At 72.0% G+C, this 17,891-nt stretch carries 19 protein-coding genes; 4 read left to right on the top strand and 15 right to left on the bottom strand.

The annotated features are described in order from the left end of the window. Nucleotides 1-11: 11 nt before the first annotated feature. The 3 genes from BCL76_RS30760 to BCL76_RS30750 are packed head-to-tail and all read right to left on the bottom strand — an operon-like array spanning nt 12 to nt 2,203. Nucleotides 12-1,067 carry an ArsO family NAD(P)H-dependent flavin-containing monooxygenase gene (locus BCL76_RS30760; protein WP_109782629.1) on the bottom strand — a complete coding sequence of 352 codons (1,056 nt, stop codon included), beginning with the start codon at nt 1,065-1,067 and terminating at the stop codon, nt 12-14. Continuing rightward, nucleotides 1,064-1,840, bottom strand: coding sequence for an aquaporin (locus tag BCL76_RS30755; RefSeq protein ID WP_109782628.1), 777 nt, complete (start codon nt 1,838-1,840; stop codon nt 1,064-1,066). The genes BCL76_RS30760 and BCL76_RS30755 overlap by 4 nt, the downstream gene beginning before the upstream one ends. A gap of 48 nt (nt 1,841-1,888) precedes the next feature. Continuing rightward, nucleotides 1,889-2,203: an ArsR/SmtB family transcription factor gene (locus BCL76_RS30750; protein WP_109782627.1), complete on the bottom strand. Its 315-nt coding sequence runs from the start codon at nt 2,201-2,203 to the stop codon at nt 1,889-1,891. A 91-nt stretch (nt 2,204-2,294) separates the two neighbouring features. Between BCL76_RS30750 and BCL76_RS30745 the strand changes: the two genes are divergently transcribed. After that, nucleotides 2,295-2,714, top strand: a complete 420-nt coding sequence (locus BCL76_RS30745) for an arsenate reductase ArsC (RefSeq protein WP_109782626.1) — start codon at nt 2,295-2,297, stop codon at nt 2,712-2,714. Between the two features lie 24 nt (nt 2,715-2,738). Here the strand turns inward: BCL76_RS30745 and BCL76_RS30740 are convergent, their stop codons facing one another. The 4 genes from BCL76_RS30740 to BCL76_RS30725 all read right to left on the bottom strand — a co-directional run bounded on the left by BCL76_RS30740 (nt 2,739) and on the right by BCL76_RS30725 (nt 6,937). Then, the gene (locus BCL76_RS30740; RefSeq protein WP_258309988.1) at nt 2,739-4,013 is read right to left on the bottom strand and encodes an APC family permease; all 1,275 of its coding nucleotides are present in this window, start codon (nt 4,011-4,013) and stop codon (nt 2,739-2,741) included. A 126-nt stretch (nt 4,014-4,139) separates the two neighbouring features. Beyond that, nucleotides 4,140-4,898, bottom strand: coding sequence for a TSUP family transporter (locus BCL76_RS30735; protein WP_109782741.1), 759 nt, complete (start codon nt 4,896-4,898; stop codon nt 4,140-4,142). 201 nt (nt 4,899-5,099) lie between these two features. Further along, the gene (locus tag BCL76_RS30730) at nt 5,100-6,263 is read right to left on the bottom strand and encodes a cysteine desulfurase family protein (RefSeq protein WP_109782624.1); all 1,164 of its coding nucleotides are present in this window, start codon (nt 6,261-6,263) and stop codon (nt 5,100-5,102) included. Beyond that, nucleotides 6,260-6,937, bottom strand: a complete 678-nt coding sequence (locus tag BCL76_RS30725; RefSeq protein WP_109782623.1) for an ArsR/SmtB family transcription factor — start codon at nt 6,935-6,937, stop codon at nt 6,260-6,262. Before BCL76_RS30725 ends, BCL76_RS30730 begins: the two co-directional genes overlap by 4 nt. A gap of 86 nt (nt 6,938-7,023) precedes the next feature. Between BCL76_RS30725 and BCL76_RS30720 the strand changes: the two genes are divergently transcribed. The 3 genes from BCL76_RS30720 to BCL76_RS30710 all read left to right on the top strand — a co-directional run bounded on the left by BCL76_RS30720 (nt 7,024) and on the right by BCL76_RS30710 (nt 11,012). Then, nucleotides 7,024-8,394, top strand: coding sequence for a rhodanese-like domain-containing protein (locus BCL76_RS30720; protein ID WP_109782622.1), 1,371 nt, complete (start codon nt 7,024-7,026; stop codon nt 8,392-8,394). Beyond that, nucleotides 8,391-9,671, top strand: a complete 1,281-nt coding sequence (locus BCL76_RS30715) for an MFS transporter (protein WP_109782621.1) — start codon at nt 8,391-8,393, stop codon at nt 9,669-9,671. Before BCL76_RS30720 ends, BCL76_RS30715 begins: the two co-directional genes overlap by 4 nt. 78 nt (nt 9,672-9,749) lie before the next feature. Continuing rightward, complete coding sequence (locus BCL76_RS30710; RefSeq protein ID WP_109782620.1) at nt 9,750-11,012, top strand: competence protein CoiA family protein; 1,263 nt, start codon at nt 9,750-9,752, stop codon at nt 11,010-11,012. A 67-nt stretch (nt 11,013-11,079) separates the two neighbouring features. On the opposite strand, the gene BCL76_RS30705 is transcribed toward BCL76_RS30710, so the two are convergent. The 8 genes from BCL76_RS30705 to BCL76_RS30675 form a co-directional block, all read right to left on the bottom strand. Further along, complete coding sequence (locus tag BCL76_RS30705) at nt 11,080-13,164, bottom strand: heavy metal translocating P-type ATPase (RefSeq protein ID WP_109782619.1); 2,085 nt, start codon at nt 13,162-13,164, stop codon at nt 11,080-11,082. Next, entirely contained in the window at nt 13,157-13,564 is a 408-nt protein-coding gene (locus BCL76_RS30700) for an ArsR/SmtB family transcription factor (RefSeq protein ID WP_258309995.1), read from the bottom strand. Before BCL76_RS30700 ends, BCL76_RS30705 begins: the two co-directional genes overlap by 8 nt. A 77-nt stretch (nt 13,565-13,641) precedes the next feature. Next, nucleotides 13,642-14,601 (bottom strand): cation diffusion facilitator family transporter, encoded by a 960-nt coding sequence (locus BCL76_RS30695; RefSeq protein ID WP_109782617.1) that lies wholly within the window; start codon nt 14,599-14,601, stop codon nt 13,642-13,644. A gap of 79 nt (nt 14,602-14,680) precedes the next feature. Further along, nucleotides 14,681-14,863, bottom strand: a complete 183-nt coding sequence (locus tag BCL76_RS38645; protein ID WP_146228451.1) for a hypothetical protein — start codon at nt 14,861-14,863, stop codon at nt 14,681-14,683. Between the two features lie 106 nt (nt 14,864-14,969). Continuing rightward, nucleotides 14,970-15,788, bottom strand: a complete 819-nt coding sequence (locus BCL76_RS30690; protein WP_109782616.1) for a hypothetical protein — start codon at nt 15,786-15,788, stop codon at nt 14,970-14,972. 118 nt (nt 15,789-15,906) lie between these two features. Further along, nucleotides 15,907-16,617, bottom strand: a complete 711-nt coding sequence (locus tag BCL76_RS30685) for a DivIVA domain-containing protein (protein ID WP_146228450.1) — start codon at nt 16,615-16,617, stop codon at nt 15,907-15,909. 165 nt (nt 16,618-16,782) lie between these two features. Continuing rightward, nucleotides 16,783-17,451 carry an SCO family protein gene (locus BCL76_RS30680; protein WP_109782614.1) on the bottom strand — a complete coding sequence of 223 codons (669 nt, stop codon included), beginning with the start codon at nt 17,449-17,451 and terminating at the stop codon, nt 16,783-16,785. Nucleotides 17,452-17,456: 5 nt separating this feature from the next. After that, entirely contained in the window at nt 17,457-17,834 is a 378-nt protein-coding gene (locus BCL76_RS30675) for an ArsR/SmtB family transcription factor (protein WP_258309986.1), read from the bottom strand. Nucleotides 17,835-17,891: the final 57 nt, after the last annotated feature.

Below are 17,891 nucleotides of genomic sequence, written 5' to 3'. Positions count from 1 at the left end.
GCGCGCGGGAGTCAGGACAGCAGGTCGCGGATGCTGCGGGCTGCTTCGCGGGCGGGTCGGCCGACGCCGATGAGGGTGGCCGAGGCGGGGCCCGTCCAGTCGCCGTAGCCGAGGAAGTGCAGCCTCGGGTCCTCGACCGACTGGGTGCCGGTCGTGGCGATGTGCCCTCGTGCACCCCGCAGCCGCAGACCGGCGAGGTGAGCCAGCGCCGGGCGGAAACCGGTACACCAGATGACCGCCTCGGCGTCCTGCCGATTGCCGTCGGCCCACTCGACACCGGACCTGCTGAGACGGGTGAACATCGGCTTCGCCGCCAGGAGTCCCGCGTCACGGGCCGCGCGTACGGGTGGGACGGCGACGATGTCGCCGAGGGAGGCGACGCCGCCGGTGTCGGTGCGGCCTTCGTCCAGGGCGCGCCGGCGGGCGGTGGCGTGGTCGAAGAGGGCACGGCCGTCGATGTCATCGGCCAGGTATCGCGGGGGCCGCTGGGTCACCCACGTCACCTGGGCGTGGCCGGTGAGGTCGGCGGCGATCTGCGCACCCGAGTTCCCTCCGCCGACCACGATCACGCGCTGTCCGGCGAACTCGTCAGGAGTTCGGTACTGGACCGTGTGGATCTGTCGGCCGGTGAAGGTGCGGCGGCCGGGGACGGCGGGCAGGAAGGGGCGGGTCCAGGTGCCGGTGGCGCTGATGACGGCGCGGGCCCGCCAGTCACCGGAATCCGTCTCGACCCGCAGGAAGGTGCCGTCGCGGTGGACGGCCGAGACCCACGCACCGTGCTGGACGGGCAGCTCGTACCGCTTCTCGTAGTCCGCCAGGTACGACACCACGTGCGCGGCGTCGGGATGGACCTGGCCCTCCTGCACCGGCATCAGCCTGCCCGGCAGAGAGGAATAGGCGGCAGGCGAGAACAGGCGCAGTGAGTCCCAGGTGTGCCGCCAGGCGCCACCGGGAGCGGCAGCGGCGTCGAGGATGACGTGCTCGATGCCCAGGCGGCGCAGGTGGTAGGCGGCGGCGAGCCCGGCTTGGCCGCCCCCGACGACCACCACGTCCGTTCGCTGCGTCATGCCGAGGGCTGCCCCTGCTCTGTGTTGCCGCGCATGAAGATGACCGCCACCAGGGCCAGGCCGGCCACGGCGCCGATGAGCTGCACGGCGATGAAGCCCGGCACCGAGGCGGGTGCGATGCCCGCGAAGGTGTCGGTGAAGGCACGGCCGATCGTGACGGCCGGGTTGGCGAAGGAGGTGGAGGAGGTGAACCAGTACGCGGCGCCGATATAGGAGGCGACGGCGACGGGCGCGAAGCGGAGCCGGTCGGTCTTGGCCAGGCCGAAGATCAGCAGGATCAGGCCGGCGGTGGCGACGACTTCGCCGAGCAGCAGGTTGCCGGCCGAGCGGTCGTGCGTGGACCACTCCACCAGCGGCTCACCGAACATCGCGTCCGCGAGGATCGCGCCCGCGATCGCCCCGGCGGTCTGGGACGGGACGTACACGGCGACCTCGCGGGCGTTGACGCCGGCGCCGCCGCGGCGGGCGGTCCACCACTCGGCCAGCGTCACGGCCGGGTTGAAGTGCGCGCCGGACACCGGCCCGAGGAGGGTGATCAGAACGCCGAGCCCGAAGACGGTGGCGGTGGAGTTGGCGAGCAGCTGCAGGGCCACGTCGTCGGTGAGTTCGGCGGCCTGGATCCCGGAGCCGACCACGATCGCGACCAGGGCTGCGGTGCCGACCAGCTCGGCGGCGGCACGGGCGATCAGCGGCGTACGGGGTGGGGTCGCGCCGGGTTCAGGCTGAGGCGCATCGGCAGGTATCGGGATGCCGACGGGCTCGGTGGCGGTCACGGCTGGTTCTCCTCTGGCAGGTGAGGCAGGGCGGACGAGCCGCGAAGACTAGGGGCAGGACCGCTTGAGGTTCGCCTCGGCGGTGACGCGGGCGGCCCGGGCGAGGTCGGCGAACTGGCCGGCGAGTGCTTCGATGACTTCCGGGCGCAGGCGGTAGTAGATGTACCTCCCGCAGGGCTCCGTCTCCACGACCCCGGCCTCGCGCAGCACCTTCATGTGGTTGGAGAGGTTCGTCTGCTTGGCACCCGTCTCCTCCATGAGGTGGGTGGTGCAGAGCGTCTCCTGGGCGAGGAGGGTCACGATCTTGAGCCTGAGCGGGTCGGCCAGAACCCGGATCAGATCAGTGTCGACTGACATCATCATGGGCTGATATTTTCACATCAGTCGAGGCTGATACCAGCCCGTACAAGCCCCTCCGTGTCCACGATGGTCGCGTCGCCCCAAGGAAGAACAGATGTCCTCCGCTCCTGCCGCCTCCGTCCTGTTCGTCTGCATCCACAACGCGGGCCGCTCCCAAATGGCGGCCGGGTTCCTGCGCCACCTCGCCGGCGACCGCGTCGAGGTCCGCTCCGCCGGCTCCGTGCCCGGCGAACAGATCAACCCCTCCGCCGTCGCCGCCATGGCCGAGCTGGGCATCGACATCTCCGACCAGAAGCCCAAGGTCCTCACCCCCGAGGCCGCCCAGGCCTCCGACTACATCATCACCATGGGCTGCGGCGACGCCTGCCCGTACTTCCCCGGCAAGACCTACCTCGACTGGCAGCTCGAAGACCCGGCAGGCCAGGGCGTCGAGGCCGTCCGCCCCATCCGCGACGCGATCAAGGGCCTCATCGAGGGACTCATCGCCGAGATCGACGCCAAGTCGAACGCCTGAGAGTCACCTGACTACGGGCGGCTGTTACGCCCGCCGGGCCCGTGCTCGCCGGAACCCGAACGCGGCGGCACCGACGCCGAGTACCGCGGCCCCGGTCAGGACGGAGGAGAGCGGCAGGGCGAAGGCGAGGACGAGGCAGCCCGCCAGGCCGACGACGGGAATCACCCGGGCCGGTCGGCCCTCGGCCGGACTGAGGGTGAAGGCAGAGGCGTTGGCGACCGCGTAGTAGGCCAGGACACCGAACGAGGAGAAGCCGATCGCCCCGCGGACGTCCCCGGCCGCGGCCACGGTGGCCACGACGGCGCCGACGAGCAGTTCGGCCCGGTGCGGGACCTTGTACTTCGGGTGGACGGCGGCCAGGGCGTGTGGCAGGTGGCGGTCACGGGCCATGGCCAGGGTGGTCCGGGAGACGCCGAGGATGAGGGCGAGCAGCGAGCCCAAGGCCGCGACCGCCGCACCGACCCGTACGACCGGGACCAGCCAGTCCGCTCCCGCCGTCCGGGCCGCCTCCGTCAGCGGCGCCTCGGCAGCCGCGAGGCCGTCAGGGCCGAGGACGAGCAGCACCGACACGGCGACGGCGGCGTACACGACGAGGGTGATGCCGAGCGCGAGCGGGATCGCCCGCGGGATGGTGCGGGCCGGATCGCGGACTTCTTCGCCCAAGGTGGCGATGCGGGCGTAGCCGGCGAACGCGAAGAACAGCAGCCCCGCCGCCTGCAGGATGCCGCCGAAGGTGGCGTCCGAGCCGACGTCCAGCCGCGCCGCGTCCACCGTCCCGGAGGTCAGCGAGGTGACCACCACCGCGGCGAGGACCGCCAGAACCACAGCAACGATGACCCTGGTCAGCAGCGCCGACTTCTGCACGCCCGCGTAGTTCACCGCGGTCAGCGCCACCACCGCGGCCACCGCGACCGCGTGGGCCTGACCGGGCCAGAGGTAGGAGCCGACGGTCAGGGCCATGGCCGCGCACGAGGCCGTCTTGCCCACGACGAACGCCCAGCCGGCCAGGAAGCCCCAGAACTCGCCCAGTCGTTCGCGGCCGTAGACGTAGGTGCCGCCGGACGCCGGATACAGGGCGGCCAGGCGGGCGGAGGAGGTGGCGTTGCAGTAGGCGACGGCCGCCGCGACGGCCAGGCCGAGGAGCAGTCCGGAGCCTGCGGCCCGGGCGGCAGGGGCGAGGGAGGCGAAGATGCCAGCGCCGATCATCGAGCCGAGCCCGATCAGCACCGCGTCCGGCACCCCCAGGCGGCGCTGAAGCTGCTCCGGGACCCCGGGCGCGGGTGTGGGGGTGCTGCTCAACGTCGTCTCTCCCGGTGTTTCGTACTGCTCATGGCTCTTGTGGACCGCGCGGACGATAGGCGATCGAAGTGAACACGAGATGGCTCCGCGCGAGCGGCAGGCACCGCCCCGCCCCCGGCGGTCCGCTCAGGCAAGGGCCTGGAGTGCGTAGAGCGCGCCGAGGGCTGCGGCGAGGGTGCCGAGCAGGAGGCGCAGCGCGGTCTCGGGCAGCCGTGGCTGGAGGCGCGCGCCGAGGTAGCCGCCGACCAGGCCGCCGACGCCGCACGCCAGGCCGAGCCACCAGTCGGGGGCGATGTCCCCGGTGCTGACCTGGGACAGCACGGCGTAAGTGGCGGCGCCGACGATCGAGGTGGCGAAGGTCGCGGCGAGGGCCGCCGGCGCCACCCGTGTCAGGGGCAGCCCGCGGGCGGCCAGGATGGGGCCGAGGAGGGAACCGCCGCCGATCCCGTAGATCCCGCCGACCACGCCCACCGCCACGGCCAGGGTGGTGAGGGCGCCCGGGGACGGCTCCGCGGGCGCGGTGGTACGGCCTCGGGCCGGGACGAGGGTACGGAGGCACAGCCACAGCCCGAGCGGGAGCAGCAGGGCGGCGATCAGGAGCCGGAAGACGCCGGGGCCGGGAAGGGCGTAGACGCGGATCGCGGCGCCGAGGACGACGCCCGGAAGGGTGCCCGCGACGAGGCGGCGGGCCAAGCTGCCGCGCAGGGCTCCGTCGCGGCGGTACCGCCACAGGGCACCCGGCCCGGCCACCACGTTGAACAGCAGATTCGTCGGGGTGATCGCCGGCGACGCCACTCCGAACACGCTCAAGTGCACCGGCAAGAGGAACACGGCACCCGAAACCCCGACCGGCGCCGTCACGACCGCGATGAGCAGACCGGCCATCAGCCCGGCCGGCAACGTCCACTCCACCTACCCCGCTCCTTAGCCTGGCGCCGGGCCAGTATCGGCCGGGGGCGGCGGGGGCGGACAGTCCTGCAACAAAGTGTTCACACATCAGCTGGACTTCACCCTGTGGCGGTGGGCATCACGGTGGCACGGGGAGGGTGAAGGGGCGCCGGCCGGGCGTAGTGCCCGAAGGACGGTTCACCGGGTTGCGGCGGCGACGAGCAGTGCGGCCGCCGTCTCGATCTCGGCCTGCGTGGTCCACCGGCCCAGCGACAGCCGCAGGGCTCCCAGGGCGCGCTCGGGTCCGTTCCCCATGGCGGTCAGGACCGGTGAGGGCGCGTGCGCCCCACTGTGGCAGGCCGATCCGGTGGAGGCCGCGATCTCGGGGACGGCGGCGAGCAGTTCGTGGCCGAGGGTGCCGTCGATGCTGATGTTCAGCGTGTTCGGCAGTCGCTCCCGCTCGGGCCCGTTGAGGTGGACGCGGCCCGGAAGGGCGACCGCGAGCCGCCGATGGAGGTCGTCGCGCAGGGCCTCGATACGGGCCGGGGCGCCGGCGGCCAGTTCTCCATCGGCCAGTTCGGCCGCAGCGCCGAGGGCGACGGCGAGTGCCACGTTCTCCGTTCCCGCGCGCAGGCCGTGCTCCTGCCCGCCGCCGTAGGCGGCCGGTTCGAGCCGTACGCCGTCGCGCACGTACAGTGCGGCCGCGCCCTTGGGGGCGTACGTCTTGTGCCCGACGACGGTCAGCAGGTCTACCCCCAGGGCCTGGACGTCGAGGGGGACCTTGCCCACTGCCTGTGCCGCGTCGCAGTGGAAGAGTGCGCCCCGTGCGTGGGCGAGGGCGGCGAGTTCGGCGACTGGCTGGAGGGCGCCGGTCTCATTGTTGGCGGCCATGACCGACACGAGGACCGTGTCGTCGGTGAGCGCCTCGGCGAGGTCGGCCGGTTGCACCAGGCCCACGTGGTCCACGGGCAGGATCGTGATCCGCGCGCCGTGCAGGCGTTGGAGGGCGCGACAGCTCTCCAGGATCGCCGGGTGCTCGGTGGCCTGGGTGATCACGTGCGGGTGGGGGCGACCGGAGGCGAGGACCGCGCCGCGCAGGGCGAGCAGGTCGGCCTCCGAGCCGGAGCCGGTGAAGACGAGCTCCTCGGGTCGGCCGCCGACGAGGGCGGCGACCTGCGCGCGGGCGGCGGCGAGGGCGCGTCGGGGTTCGGATCCGTAGGGGTGGCTGCTGGAGGGGTTGCCGAAGAAGTGGGTCAGGTGCGGCGCCATCGCTTCCGCGACCCGCGGGTCGACCGGAGTGGTGGCGTTGTAGTCCAGGTAGACCGGTCCTTCGGCGAGGCCGGGGTGGGGCGGGAGGGTCATTCCTCGGCTCCTGCGGTGACGGGGAGGTCGGCGAGACGCCATTCGAGCATGCCGTCGCTGAGCCGGACCGCCTTTCGGCCACGGTCGCCGAGGAGGCGTACGGCGTCGTGGGCCATGACGCAGTACTCGCCCCGGCAGTAGGCCACGACCTCCACCCCGTCGGGGAGTTCACCGATCCGGTCGGCGAGTTCGGCGACGGGGATGGAGATGGCGCCCGGAATGTGGCCGGCTGCGAACTCCTCGGCCGGTCGGACGTCCAGTACGACCACATCCCCCGCCTCGACGCGGGCGAGGAGCTGCTCGCGGGTGACCTCGGGGCCGGGCTCGTCGCCGAGGTAGGCGGTGCGTGCGGGCTCGACCTTCGTCTGATGGGCATGGGCGACCTTGCGCAGCAGGGCGTAGAGCGCGGCGACGTCCTCCCCGGCCAGCCGGTAGTGGATGCGCACGCCGTCGCGGCGGGTGGCGACCAGTCCGGCCTGCTTGAGGGTCTGGAGGTGGGCGGAGGCGGTGGTGAGGTTCAGCCCGGCGGCCTTGGCCAGGGCATCGACGGTGCGCTCGCCCTGGGCGAGGAGATCAAGCAGCTCCAGTCTCTTTCCGCTGGCCAGGGCCTTACCGGTGGCGGCGAAGGCCTCGTAGAGCGCGGCCTTGGCGGGGCTGGTGACGGCGTCCGACATTGCTTCCTCCAAAGATCTATGGATTATTGTAATTGAGCGGGGCCGAGTCTGCCGCCGCATGCTCGTCATAGGTGAAAGGGCACGCCATGAGCTTCACAGATGATCACCTGATACCCCTGGTCGACCAGGGACTGGGCAACAGCGCCTACCTCGTCGACCTCGGGGACGGACGGGCCCTCGCCGTGGATGCGAGCCGGGACCTGCGGGCCCTCAGGGCGGCTGCCGCCCGGCGCGGACTGCGCGTGGCGTTCGCCGCCGACACCCACCTGCACGCCGACTTCCTCTCGGGCGCCGTACAGCTCGCCCACGACGACGGTGCCCGGGTACTGGCCTCCGCCACCGGGCACCGCACCTTCCCCCACACGCCCCTGGGCGACGGGGACGAGACGGACCTGGGCGGCCTGACGCTCCGGGCCCTGGCCACCCCGGGCCACACCGACGAGCACCTGTCCTTCCTGCTCCTCGACGGCGACCGGGAACTCGGTGTCTTCACCGGCGGCTCGATGATCGTGAACTCGGCCGCCCGCACCGACCTGCTCGGCGCCCACCGGACGGAAGAGCTCGCCCGCGCCCAGTACCGATCGCTGCGGAGCCTGGCCGAGCTCCCGGACGCGACTGCCGTCTGGCCCACTCACGGGGCCGGCTCCTTCTGCTCCGCCGTACAGAGCGACGAGCGCACCTCCACCATCGGCGCCCAGAAGCGGACCAACCCGCTGCTGGCCGCCCCCGACGAGGACACCTTCGTCCGTCAGCTCATCGCCGGCCTGGGCACCTACCCGGACTACTTCGACCGCCTCGCGGAAGCCAACCGGCGCGGACCCGCCGTCCTGACCGCCGCCCCGCTGCTGCCCGCCCTCGACGCCGGGCAGGTCAAGACCCTCCTGGCCGACGGTGGTCAGGTGGTCGACGTACGCCCGGCGGCCGACTACGCGGCCGGCCACATCCCCGGGTCGCTCTCGATCCCGCTCCGCGGGCAGTTCGCCACCTGGCTGGGCTGGCTCCTGCCCGACACCGCCCCCGTCGCGTTCGTCGTAGGCGACGAGCAGGACCTCGCCGAGATCGTGTGGCAGGCGTACAAGATCGGGTACGAGCGGCTCGCCGGCCGCCTCGCCGGAGGCATGACAGCCTGGATCGCAGACGGCAACACCCAGTCCACCACCGCCTTCGTCAAGGCCGACCAGGCCGCCGACCGCCCCTACCTCGACGTACGGCAGGACGCGGAGTTCGCCGCCGGGCATGTCCCGGGCTCCGTCCACATCGAGCTGGGCGGCCTGGCGGCTGCCGCCCTGGACGCGCCCAAGGGAGCGGTGGTGGCCTGCGGCCACGGCGAACGGGCGATGACCGCCGCAAGCCTCCTCGAACGCGCCGGTCACACCGACGCCGCCGTCCTGGACGGCGGGCCCGCCGACTATGCCGCAGCCCACGGCCGGCAGCTCGCCGAGGGCAGGAACACGTGAACGCTCCTTCTTCCGCCGCCACGCCGACCGACGCGGCCGGGCGGCCCGTGCGCCTCGGCCTCCGTGCGAACTGGCTGCAGTTCACCCTGCTCGTCGTCGTCAACGTCTGCGTCGGCGGTCTCGTCGGCCTGGAGCGCACCACCGTCCCGCTGATCGGCACCGAGACCTTCGGCCTCACCAGCGACCTGGCCGTCTTCTCCTTCATCATCGCCTTCGGCGTCACCAAGGCCCTGACCAACCTCGCCGCCGGCGCCCTGACCGCGCGCTTCCGCCGCAAGCAACTCCTGATCGCCGGCTGGCTGATCGGCATCCCGGTCCCGTTCGCGCTCGCCTGGGCGCCGTCCTGGGGCTGGATCGTTGCCGCCAATGTCCTGCTCGGCCTCAACCAGGGCCTGACGTGGTCGATGACGGTCAACATGAAGATCGACCTCGTCGGCCCCGCCCGCCGAGGACTGGCCACCGGCCTCAACGAAGCCGCCGGTTACACCGCCGTCGGCGTCACCGCCCTCCTCACCGGCTACCTCGCCACCTCGTACGGCCTGCGACCGGTCCCCGAACTCATCGGCGTCGTCTTCGTCGCCGCCGGCCTCGCCCTTTCCCTCGTCGTCCGCGACACCGCCGCCCACGTCGCCCTCGAACTCGCCCACCACTCCAAGCCCCTGCCCACCGGCGAGGCCACCGGCTTGAAGGCCACGTTCGCCCGGACGTCCTGGGGCGACCGGTCACTGCGCGGCGCCAGCCAGGCCGGCCTGGTCAACAACCTCAACGACGGCCTCACCTGGGGCGTCTTCCCGCTCCTGTTCACCGACCACGGACTCGGACTCGCCGCCGTCGGCCTCATCAAGGGCCTCTACCCGATCGTGTGGGGCCTCGGCCAGATCCCCACCGGCCACCTCGCCGACCGCATCGGCCGCAAGCCCCTGATCGTCACCGGCATGCTGGTCCAGTCCGCCGGCTTCGTCCTCGCCCTCGCCCTCCTCGACCGGCCTCTGCTCGCCGGCATCCTCTCCGCGGTCCTCCTCGGTTTCGGCACCGCCATGGTCTACCCGGCCCTGATCGCTTCCGTCTCCGACCACGCCCACCCCGCCTGGCGCGCCAACGCGCTCGGCACGTACCGCTTCTGGCGCGACATCGGCTACGCGGCCGGGGCCCTCGTCGCCGGCATCCTCGCCGACGCCTTCGGGCTGAACGCAACCGTCATCGCGGCGGCCGTCCTCACCGCCGGCTCCGGGCTCCTCGCGGCCCGCTGGATCGCCGAGCGCCCCGCCGACCGCTGACCGGAGTGCCGGAAGAGGGCGCCACAGCACCGGGACGCCCTCTTCTGCACAGCGTCGAGCGGCCTTACCGTCATACACATGGCCAACGGGGTGTACCACACCAAGTACGACATAAAGATCAATCTGACGCATGAGGACCTGGGCCATGACGACCGGCCCGGTCTCCTCGACGAGATCACCCGGTCCGTGGGCGAGCGCCCCCGCGACCTGCTCCAGTGCCTCCAGGACTACGACGGCGGCTCCTGCGAGTGCGCACAGGCCGAGAAGAGCCCTTGGATGTTCGTCCGTCGGCAACGCCGCGGCGGGCGCCTGACGTTGGTGGCCGCCCACCTTCCGCTGACGCATGTCGCCACGCCCCAGGAGAGCGACAAGCACAAGGCGATGAAGGAGCGGATAGCGCGCACGGCGTCCCGCCACGGCCTCGCCGTGCAGGTCGAGGCCCGCTCCTCCGACCGGCGGATCGTCACGGACGTCCTGGTCTCCGGGTCTGCGGGCCGCGTGGGTTGGGAGGCGCAGTACTCCCCCATCAGCGCGAGCACCGTCCACCGGCGCTCCGCCCATGCCCGCGAGAACGGGATCGCCCCGCTGTGGGTCACCGGCAACCCCGCATCCGCACTGATCGACCGGGCACCGTGGGCCCGCGTGGACGACGTCCCCTGGCAGCGCATCGCCTCACCGCTCACGATGCTCGTCCGCGGCGGCGTGCGACACCTCCAGATATGGAAGTGCATGCCGTCCAGCCCGCGGCCCTGCCCGGAAACAGGGCATGCGTGCGGGCGCTTCCACGGCGGTTGGTTCCTCCCCGCCCTGTGCGTACCGGAGGAACGCTCCACCGCCCTTGACGAGCTCGTGGTCACCAGCGCCGACGGTGACCACCTCCCCCTGCGCATCCGCGACCGCTCGGGTCCCCGAAAGGTCTCCCACCTCTGGGCGCCGGCGGCCGACGTCCGCCGCTGGCACGAGCTCACCGGAGAGACGGACGCCGCTGTCGAAGCGCCGCCCGACGACGAAGAGGCGGTCTCCTTCGCCAAGGAGGAGCTGGACAGCACCTGCCGCTACGGGGAAGAGGGGGCGTTCGTCAGTGACCCGCGCCCTCGACGCGAGCTGTCCTCCGCGACGGGCCTGCAGTCCTTCGATCACATCGAGGACGTCCGACGACCCCACAGCCGCCCCGTCCGACTCCAGCTGACGGAGAACGAGCGGCGCGTCATCGCGGCAGAACTCCGGTGTCCGCCGTGGGGGATCGGCCCGTGCATGCTGTGCGCCACCCCGATTCACCGATACGGCTCCCGCAGCCCGATGGTCTGCGCAGCCTGCCGCAGTCATGAGACGGCCCGCTGACCGACGCGCCTCGTCACCGCTGGGCCATCCACCGAGGGTGGACTGCCCCAGCGGGATGAGGGGTTGGTCAGTCGTTGCCGCAGCCGGAGCAGCAGCCTCCTTCGGGCTTGGCGGCCGGTGCGGGGCCCAGCGGCAGGAGGGACCTGCCCGCCGGGACCACGATGTCGACCTCCGCCGCGGTGGGCTGGACGGGGACCCGAAGGGACGGAATGGCCCGGTGCGCGGTGGCGGTGCGCAGGGCGGGGTGGGTGGGCAGGTGCTTCCTGCGTCCGGCGCGGATGCCGTTGCCGATGACGAGGACTTCGGCGAGTTCGTGGCTGGCGACCACGGTGGCGAGTCCGAGGACGCCGGTCGCGGCGAGCGGGACGAGGGCGACGAGGATGGCGCCCGACATCAGCAGGTTCTGGGTGAACACTCCGCGTGCCGCGCGGGTGTGGGCGATGGCGTCGGGGAGGCGGCGCAGGTCCTCGCCCATGAGGGCGATGTCGGCGGCTTCGATGGCGACGTCGCTGCCCATGGCGCCCATGGCGATGCCGGCATCGGCGGTGGCGAGGGCGGGAGCGTCGTTGATCCCGTCGCCGACCATGGCCACGGGGCCGTATGCCTGGAGTTCGGTGACGATGCGGGCCTTGTCCTCGGGGAGGAGCTCGGCGCGTACGTCCTCGATGCCCGCGGCTGCCGCGATGGCGGCGGCGGTACGGGCGTTGTCGCCGGTCAGCATGACCACCCGGACGCCTTGTCGGTGGAGGGCGGCGACCGCTTCGGCCGCCTCGGGGCGGATCTCGTCGCGGACGGCGACGGCGCCGAGGAGGGTGCCGTCGTGCTCGACGAGGACCACGGTGGCTCCCGCGTCCTGGAGGCGGGTGACGTCGTCGGCGAGGAGGCCGGGCGTGATGAATCCGGGCTTGCCCAGGCGCGCGGGGCGGCCGGTCACCGTACCGGTGAGGCCGTTGCCGGGGACGGCCTCGACGCCGTCGCCCGGGGTGAGGGTCTGGGTGTCGACGGCGGCGAGGATCGCGGCGGCGAGCGGGTGCTCGCTGCGGGCTTCCAGGGCCGCGGCCACCTGCAGGACGCGGGCCTTGTCGGTGCCGTTGGCGGTGACGACGTCGATGACGACGGGCTCGTTGCGGGTCAGGGTGCCGGTCTTGTCGAGCGCGACGACCTTGACCTTGCCGAGGGCCTCCACGGCTGCTCCGCCCTTGACCAGGACGCCGGCCTTCGAGGCGGCACCGATGGCCGCGACGACGGCGACGGGGACGGAGAGCGCGAAGGCGCACGGGGCGGCGGCGACGAGGACGACGAGGGAGCGTTCGATCCAGACACCCGGGTCGCCGAAGAGGCCGCCCAGTCCTGCGATCAGAGCCGCCAGGACGAGGACGCCGGGGACGAGGGGCTTGGCGAAGCGCTCCGCGAGGCGCTGGCTGGATCCCTTGCGTTCCTGGGCCTCGTGGACGATGTGCACCAGGCGGGCGAGGGAGTTGTCCTCGGCGGTGGCCGTGACGCTGATCTCCAGCGCGCCCGCGCCGTTCATGCAGCCGGCGAACACCTCGGCGCCGGGCCCCGCTTCGACGGGTACGGATTCCCCGGTGACCACCGCGGTGTCCAGGGAGCTGCGTCCGGCGACGACGATCCCGTCGGTGGCTATCCGCTCGCCCGGCTTCACGAGGAGTACGTCGCCGACGCGGAGGTCGGCGGGTGCGACGTCCTGCTCGGTGCCGCCGCGGCGCACGGTGGCGGTCGCGGGGACGAGGTCGAGAAGTGCGCGCAGGCCGTGCTGGGTGCGGGCGACGGCGTAGCCTTCCAGGCCCTCGGCGATGGAGAAGAGGAAGGCCAGGGTGGCGGCCTCGCCGTACTCGCCGAGTGCCACCGCGCCCACGGCGGCGATGGTCATGAGCAGGCCGACACCGAGGCGGCCCCCCAGCAGGCCGCGCAGCGTGCCGGGGACGAAGGTGGCCGCGCCGACGGCCAGGGCCGCCAGCTCGCCGACCGTGTCCCAGGGACTGGGGAGGAAGAGAGCGGTCAGCAGGAGAACGCCGGAGACGGCGGCCGCCTGGAGCTCGCGCACCTGCCACACGGCGGCCGGCGGCGCGGCCGGTTCCGTGACGGAGAGGGGCTTGGTGGGGGTGTCGGTTCCGCAGCAGGCGTCAGCCACGCCGGGCCTCCTCGGTCATCGCGTCCTCGGTGTTGCCGTCGGCCGCGCAGGCGTAGTCGTCGGGGGCGCACACTTCGTCCGAGGTGTTCTCGGGGTCGACGAGCAGGACCAGGGCGGCCAGGTCGGCCAGCGCGTGGGCGAGCTTGGGGTCGGCCAGTTCGTAACGGACCCGGCGGCCCACGGAGACGGTCCGTACCAGGCCGCAGCCGCGCAGACAGGACAGGTGGTTCGAGACGTTCCCCCGCGTCATGCCGAGCGCCTCGGCGAGGTCGGAGGGGTAGGCGGGCGCTTCCAGCAGGGCCAGCAGCAGCCGGCGCCGGTTCTCGTCGGCCAGCGCGGTACCGACTCTGGCCAGCGCCTCGGCGTTCACGGCGACAGCGGGGCCGCCAGGGTGACTCATCTCCATGCTCCAAACGATACAGTCGATCCTGAATTAAGCCCAGCCTGAATCCGATGGGCCGGGGAAGGCGCCCGACATCAGCGCAGCGCCCGGTGCACGGGCCCGTGCGGGTCCGCGCAGTGCTCCTCATCGGGGGCACCCGGGGCCACGTGGTCGACCTGGAGCGTCACGTGGCTGATGCCGTGGGTGTGCAGCAGCTGGTCCCGCAGCTCCGCCTGCACCGCCTCGCGGTCACGGTCGGGGTCCACCAGGACGTGCGCCGACAGAGCCGGGTAGTGGGAGGTGATCGTCCAGACATGGAGGTCGTGCACTTCGCGCACCCCGGGCCTGGCGGCCAGCTCCGCCCCGATGACGTCGGGGTCCAGATGCTGGGGCGCCGCTTCCAGCAGGATCTTCCAGGACTCCTTGACCAGCGCGTATCCGGCCTTCGCCATCAGGGCGACGATCACCAGCGAGGCGACGGCATCCGCCCGGCGCCATCCGGTCAGGAGCACGACGGCTCCGGCGGCCGCTGTACCGGCGAAGGCCCACAGGTCGTTGAGTACGTGCTGGAAGGCACCTTCCACGTTCAGGCTGCCGCGGTTGGCCTTGCCGATGAGCACCACGGCGACGGCATTGACCGCGAGGCCCACGAGGGCGGTGACCAGGACGAGGCCGCCCTCCACCGGAGGCGGGGCGATCAGGCGGCGCAGGGACTCGTAGCCGAGCACGGCTGCCAGTAGGAGCAGGGTGATCCCGTTGACCTGGGCCGAGAGGATCTCCGCCCGCTGCAGTCCGTACGTCCACCGGCCCCGGGCAGGGCGACGGGCCAGCCGCATGGCGCACAGCGCCAGGACGAGGGAGAGGGCGTCGGTGAGCATGTGCGCCGCGTCCGAGATCAGCGCGAGCGATCCGGCCAGCAGGCCGACCACGACCTCGACGGCCATGAACCCGGCGATGAGGGCGAGGGCTGCGGAGAGGTAGCGGCGGTCGGCATCGGGCTTGAGGTGGTGATCGTGATGATGATGGCTGGACCGGTGACGTGCATGGCTGCTCAAGGTGAGCTCCTCGGGTTCGGGCGGTGCCGGCGGACCGGGGCCACCGCCCCTGACGAGCAGGGGCGGATGCGGGCCGACGTCAGCAGCAGCCGGACGCGCAGGGCGGTGTACCGGCGGCCGGTGCTTCGGCCGCCGGCACCTCGGGGGCCGGTGCGCAACAGCCGTCCGCCGGGGCGGCGTCGGCGGCCGCGGCCTGCGGCTCCTCCCCCGACTCCGCAGCGGTTTCAGGGCCGTTGTTGCGGGAGCAGCATGCGGCGCTCATGACGGATTCCTTTCTGCGACGGTTCGGCGACGCCCGGTGGGGGCGCGCCAGGGTTCCCGCTCCGGGGCACGCGGCCGGCAAGCGGAGCGGGCAGTACGCGGGAGGGTCAGTGGGCCATCGCCATGACGGCCGCCAGTGCCGAGGCAGTGGCGACGGACGCTGCCACGTGCCAGTTCCGCAGCTCGCCGGAGCGCCGCTTGGCAGCGGCGAGTTTGATGCCGACGACGGCCGTACGGAGCAGTACGCCGCCCACGGCGGCCAGCAGGACGGGCGTCGCCGTCGGCGGGAGCGGGTGGATCGTGGCCGCGATGACGCCCGCGGCCGGGCTGATCGCGGAGACGAGCAGCCAGGGCGCGAGTCGCTCCCTGGCCTCCTTCAACAGGGCCGCCAGAGCGAGGCCTTCACTGGCCGAGTGCAGCACCAGAGCGAAGATCACCGGCAGCGAGACCAGGAGGGCGAGGGTGGTGCCCTCGATCACGCGGTGCGTGGTCAGAGCCGCGGCGGTCCCCATGCCGCCGAACATCGCGGCGCCGATGGCTTCCTTGACCCGCCTGTGGCGGCCGGCCGCGTGCTTGGGCCGGGGCTTTCCCTCGTCGTCGTGGCCGTGCCCGCAGCCCTTGCGGGTGAAGTAGGTGATCACCAGGAAGCCGATGCCGGCAGCAGCGCCGCACCACCAGAGCGAGACGTCGTTGTCGACGGCTCCGCGCCACACGTCGGGGATGATGTCGGTCATCGCCGTCACCAGCATCACGGCCGACGCGAGGGAGAGCCACAGACCCATGCGGTGCTCGTAGCGGCGGGCCAGCCAGGCGCCCAGCAGGGTCGCCAGGCAGATCAGGAGGACGGCGGTCCAGGCTCCTTTCCCTGGGGAGTTCCGTTCGTAGGAATCACCTGCGATGTCGAGAAATGCACGCGCTGGCGGCATGTGCCGCACGTCAACAGACTTCATATTGCCGTCCGTACCAGAGAACGCGCATCAAGGCGCACGGGGCGGATCGTGGCGGCCGGAGTGATTCCGCTGCGCCGGAAACGGTGAATCCTGGTCAGGCAGAGTTCTCGGAGCCGCCGCGACCATCCCTCTGCTGGACGATTCCCCAGTCGGCGCCGGGTTGACGCAGCAGGGCGACGGCCGCGGAATGCGCGCCCGCCGGGGCCTGTCCGGGTGCGGACACATGGTGTTCGGCTTCGAGCCGTCTCAACTGTTCCTCGGCGGAACGAATCTGCGTTTCCAGACCCGCGCGAAGCTGACTCCGATACTCCTGGGCGTGCACGTGCAGGCCGTCCGCCTGCAGTCTGATTCCGGCAACCTGGTCCCGCGCCTGACGTTCGATCGCCGCCGCCCGCTCCTCCGCATCCGCAACGATGCACTGGGCTTGCACGTACGCATCAGCGACCGCCTGGTCGGCGACCGTCTGGGCGAGGGCGATGATCCGCTCCGCCCTCCCGGACCTCGGTTCCGCCGCCTGCCGGGCACCCTCCTCCGCCTGCCGGGTGGCCTCCGTGGCGATATCCACCCGGCTGCGCAGGGCGGCGTTCTCCTGGAGCACCGCGGTCATCGCCGCCTCGACACGGCTGAGGAAGTCGTCCACCTCGACGAGGTCATAGCCTTCACGCAACCGCACGGTGGTGAAAACTTGATTCCGGATATCCATCGGGGTGAGCCACCAACCCGTTCCACATGGCGGTGCGTTCACCGGTCGGCCGACGACCGCCGCCTGACCGGGGTCGCCATTTTCACCTTCGTCGAATTCCACGCCGCCCCTGCACCTCCCTTCACTCCTGGAGAAGGAGGAACTCTGCACCCCTTCTCCGATCGAAGCATTTCCGGTGGGATGTCAGGAAAAACCGGGGCAGCACAAATGATTCAGCCTGGAGAATATTAACCTTTCCCGACTGAAGGGAAATATGACCTACCCTGACTACATCGCGTTCTTGGCAAGCAGCGGAAGGTCGTGCGCGTAGTCGTCGACGGTGGTTCCGGCGGTGTACACGAGCTGGGCCTTGCCGTCGGCAGGCGTGAAGGCCACGACCTGGGCTCCGTGGCTGGACATCATGGTGCCGTCGTGCTTCATCTTCGGGTCCTCGACGAGCACCCCGAGGCCGCGGGCAGCCTTCTTGACCTGCTCCAAGTCTCCGGACAGGCCGGTGAAGTTCGGCCCGAACGCCTTCAGCCACGCGCCGAGGCTCTCCGGCGTGTCCCGCTCCGGGTCGGTGGTGACGAAGACGACGCGCGTGTTGTCCCGGACGTCCGCGGGCTGTTTGGCCAGCGCCGCCGCGATGTCACCCATCGTCGTGGGGCAGACGTCGGGGCAGTTCGTGTAGCCGAAGAAGACCAAGGTCGTCTTTCCTGCGGTCTGTTCGCGCAGGTCGTACGGCTTGCCGGTGGTGTCGGTCAGCCGCAGGTCGGGCTTGGGGAACGCCGGGTCCACGACGGTGCCCTTGTACGGCGACGCATCGTTCTTCGACACGGCGGCCGGCTTGGTGCCGTCGCCCGCCTTGTCGGTCGTACCGCAGCCGGCGAGGAAGAGGAGCGCCGCGGACACGGTGACTGCGGTCGCCAGGCGGGGGCGGGTAAGGGCGCGGGGCATCGGGGTCAGTTCCGTTCCGTAGTGGCGAGTGGGGAGCCGAGGACAGCGTGCACGAGCTGCCGGCCCCGCTCGGTGAGGGTGTAGATGACGAGTCGGCCCTGGCGGCGCGAGGCCGCCAGGCCGGCCGTGCGCAGGTTGCGCAGATGGTGGGAGACGAGGTTCTGGGCGTAGCCGGTGACCCAGGCGAGGTCGCAGACGCATAGCTCGCCACCCTCGGCGAGCACCGCCGCCACCGTCAGGCGCGTGGGGTCGGCCAGTGCCTTCGCCGCCGCGGCGGCGGGCTCTGTCTGCGGCAGGTCGGGCATGCGGGCGCGCAGGGCCTCGGCTACTGGCAGGTCCAGGCAGAGGAGGTCGCAGGCGTCCGCGGGCGGCTGGGTGGTCACGTCGGGTCCTTCGGGTCGTACGGAGCGGTGGGGGCCGCACGGCGGGGCTTCGGCAGG

This window comes from Streptomyces sp. CG 926, from assembly GCF_003148825.1.
Taxonomy (GTDB): domain Bacteria; phylum Actinomycetota; class Actinomycetes; order Streptomycetales; family Streptomycetaceae; genus Streptomyces.
Note: the sequence above shows the minus strand (reverse complement) of the source record. Positions and strands in the feature narration are given on the sequence as shown.

Coding starts and splice junctions, on each gene's coding strand:
- BCL76_RS30760 (WP_109782629.1), bottom strand. CDS start 1,067: ATGACGCAGCGAACGGACGTGGTGGTCGTCGGGGGCGGCCAAGCCGGG.
- BCL76_RS30750 (WP_109782627.1), bottom strand. CDS start 2,203: ATGATGATGTCAGTCGACACTGATCTGATCCGGGTTCTGGCCGACCCG.
- BCL76_RS30745 (WP_109782626.1), top strand. CDS start 2,295: ATGTCCTCCGCTCCTGCCGCCTCCGTCCTGTTCGTCTGCATCCACAAC.
- BCL76_RS30735 (WP_109782741.1), bottom strand. CDS start 4,898: ATGGCCGGTCTGCTCATCGCGGTCGTGACGGCGCCGGTCGGGGTTTCG.
- BCL76_RS30730 (WP_109782624.1), bottom strand. CDS start 6,263: ATGACCCTCCCGCCCCACCCCGGCCTCGCCGAAGGACCGGTCTACCTG.
- BCL76_RS30725 (WP_109782623.1), bottom strand. CDS start 6,937: ATGTCGGACGCCGTCACCAGCCCCGCCAAGGCCGCGCTCTACGAGGCC.
- BCL76_RS30720 (WP_109782622.1), top strand. CDS start 7,024: ATGAGCTTCACAGATGATCACCTGATACCCCTGGTCGACCAGGGACTG.
- BCL76_RS30710 (WP_109782620.1), top strand. CDS start 9,750: ATGGCCAACGGGGTGTACCACACCAAGTACGACATAAAGATCAATCTG.
- BCL76_RS30700 (WP_258309995.1), bottom strand. CDS start 13,564: ATGAGTCACCCTGGCGGCCCCGCTGTCGCCGTGAACGCCGAGGCGCTG.
- BCL76_RS38645 (WP_146228451.1), bottom strand. CDS start 14,863: ATGAGCGCCGCATGCTGCTCCCGCAACAACGGCCCTGAAACCGCTGCG.
- BCL76_RS30690 (WP_109782616.1), bottom strand. CDS start 15,788: ATGCCGCCAGCGCGTGCATTTCTCGACATCGCAGGTGATTCCTACGAA.
- BCL76_RS30680 (WP_109782614.1), bottom strand. CDS start 17,451: ATGCCCCGCGCCCTTACCCGCCCCCGCCTGGCGACCGCAGTCACCGTG.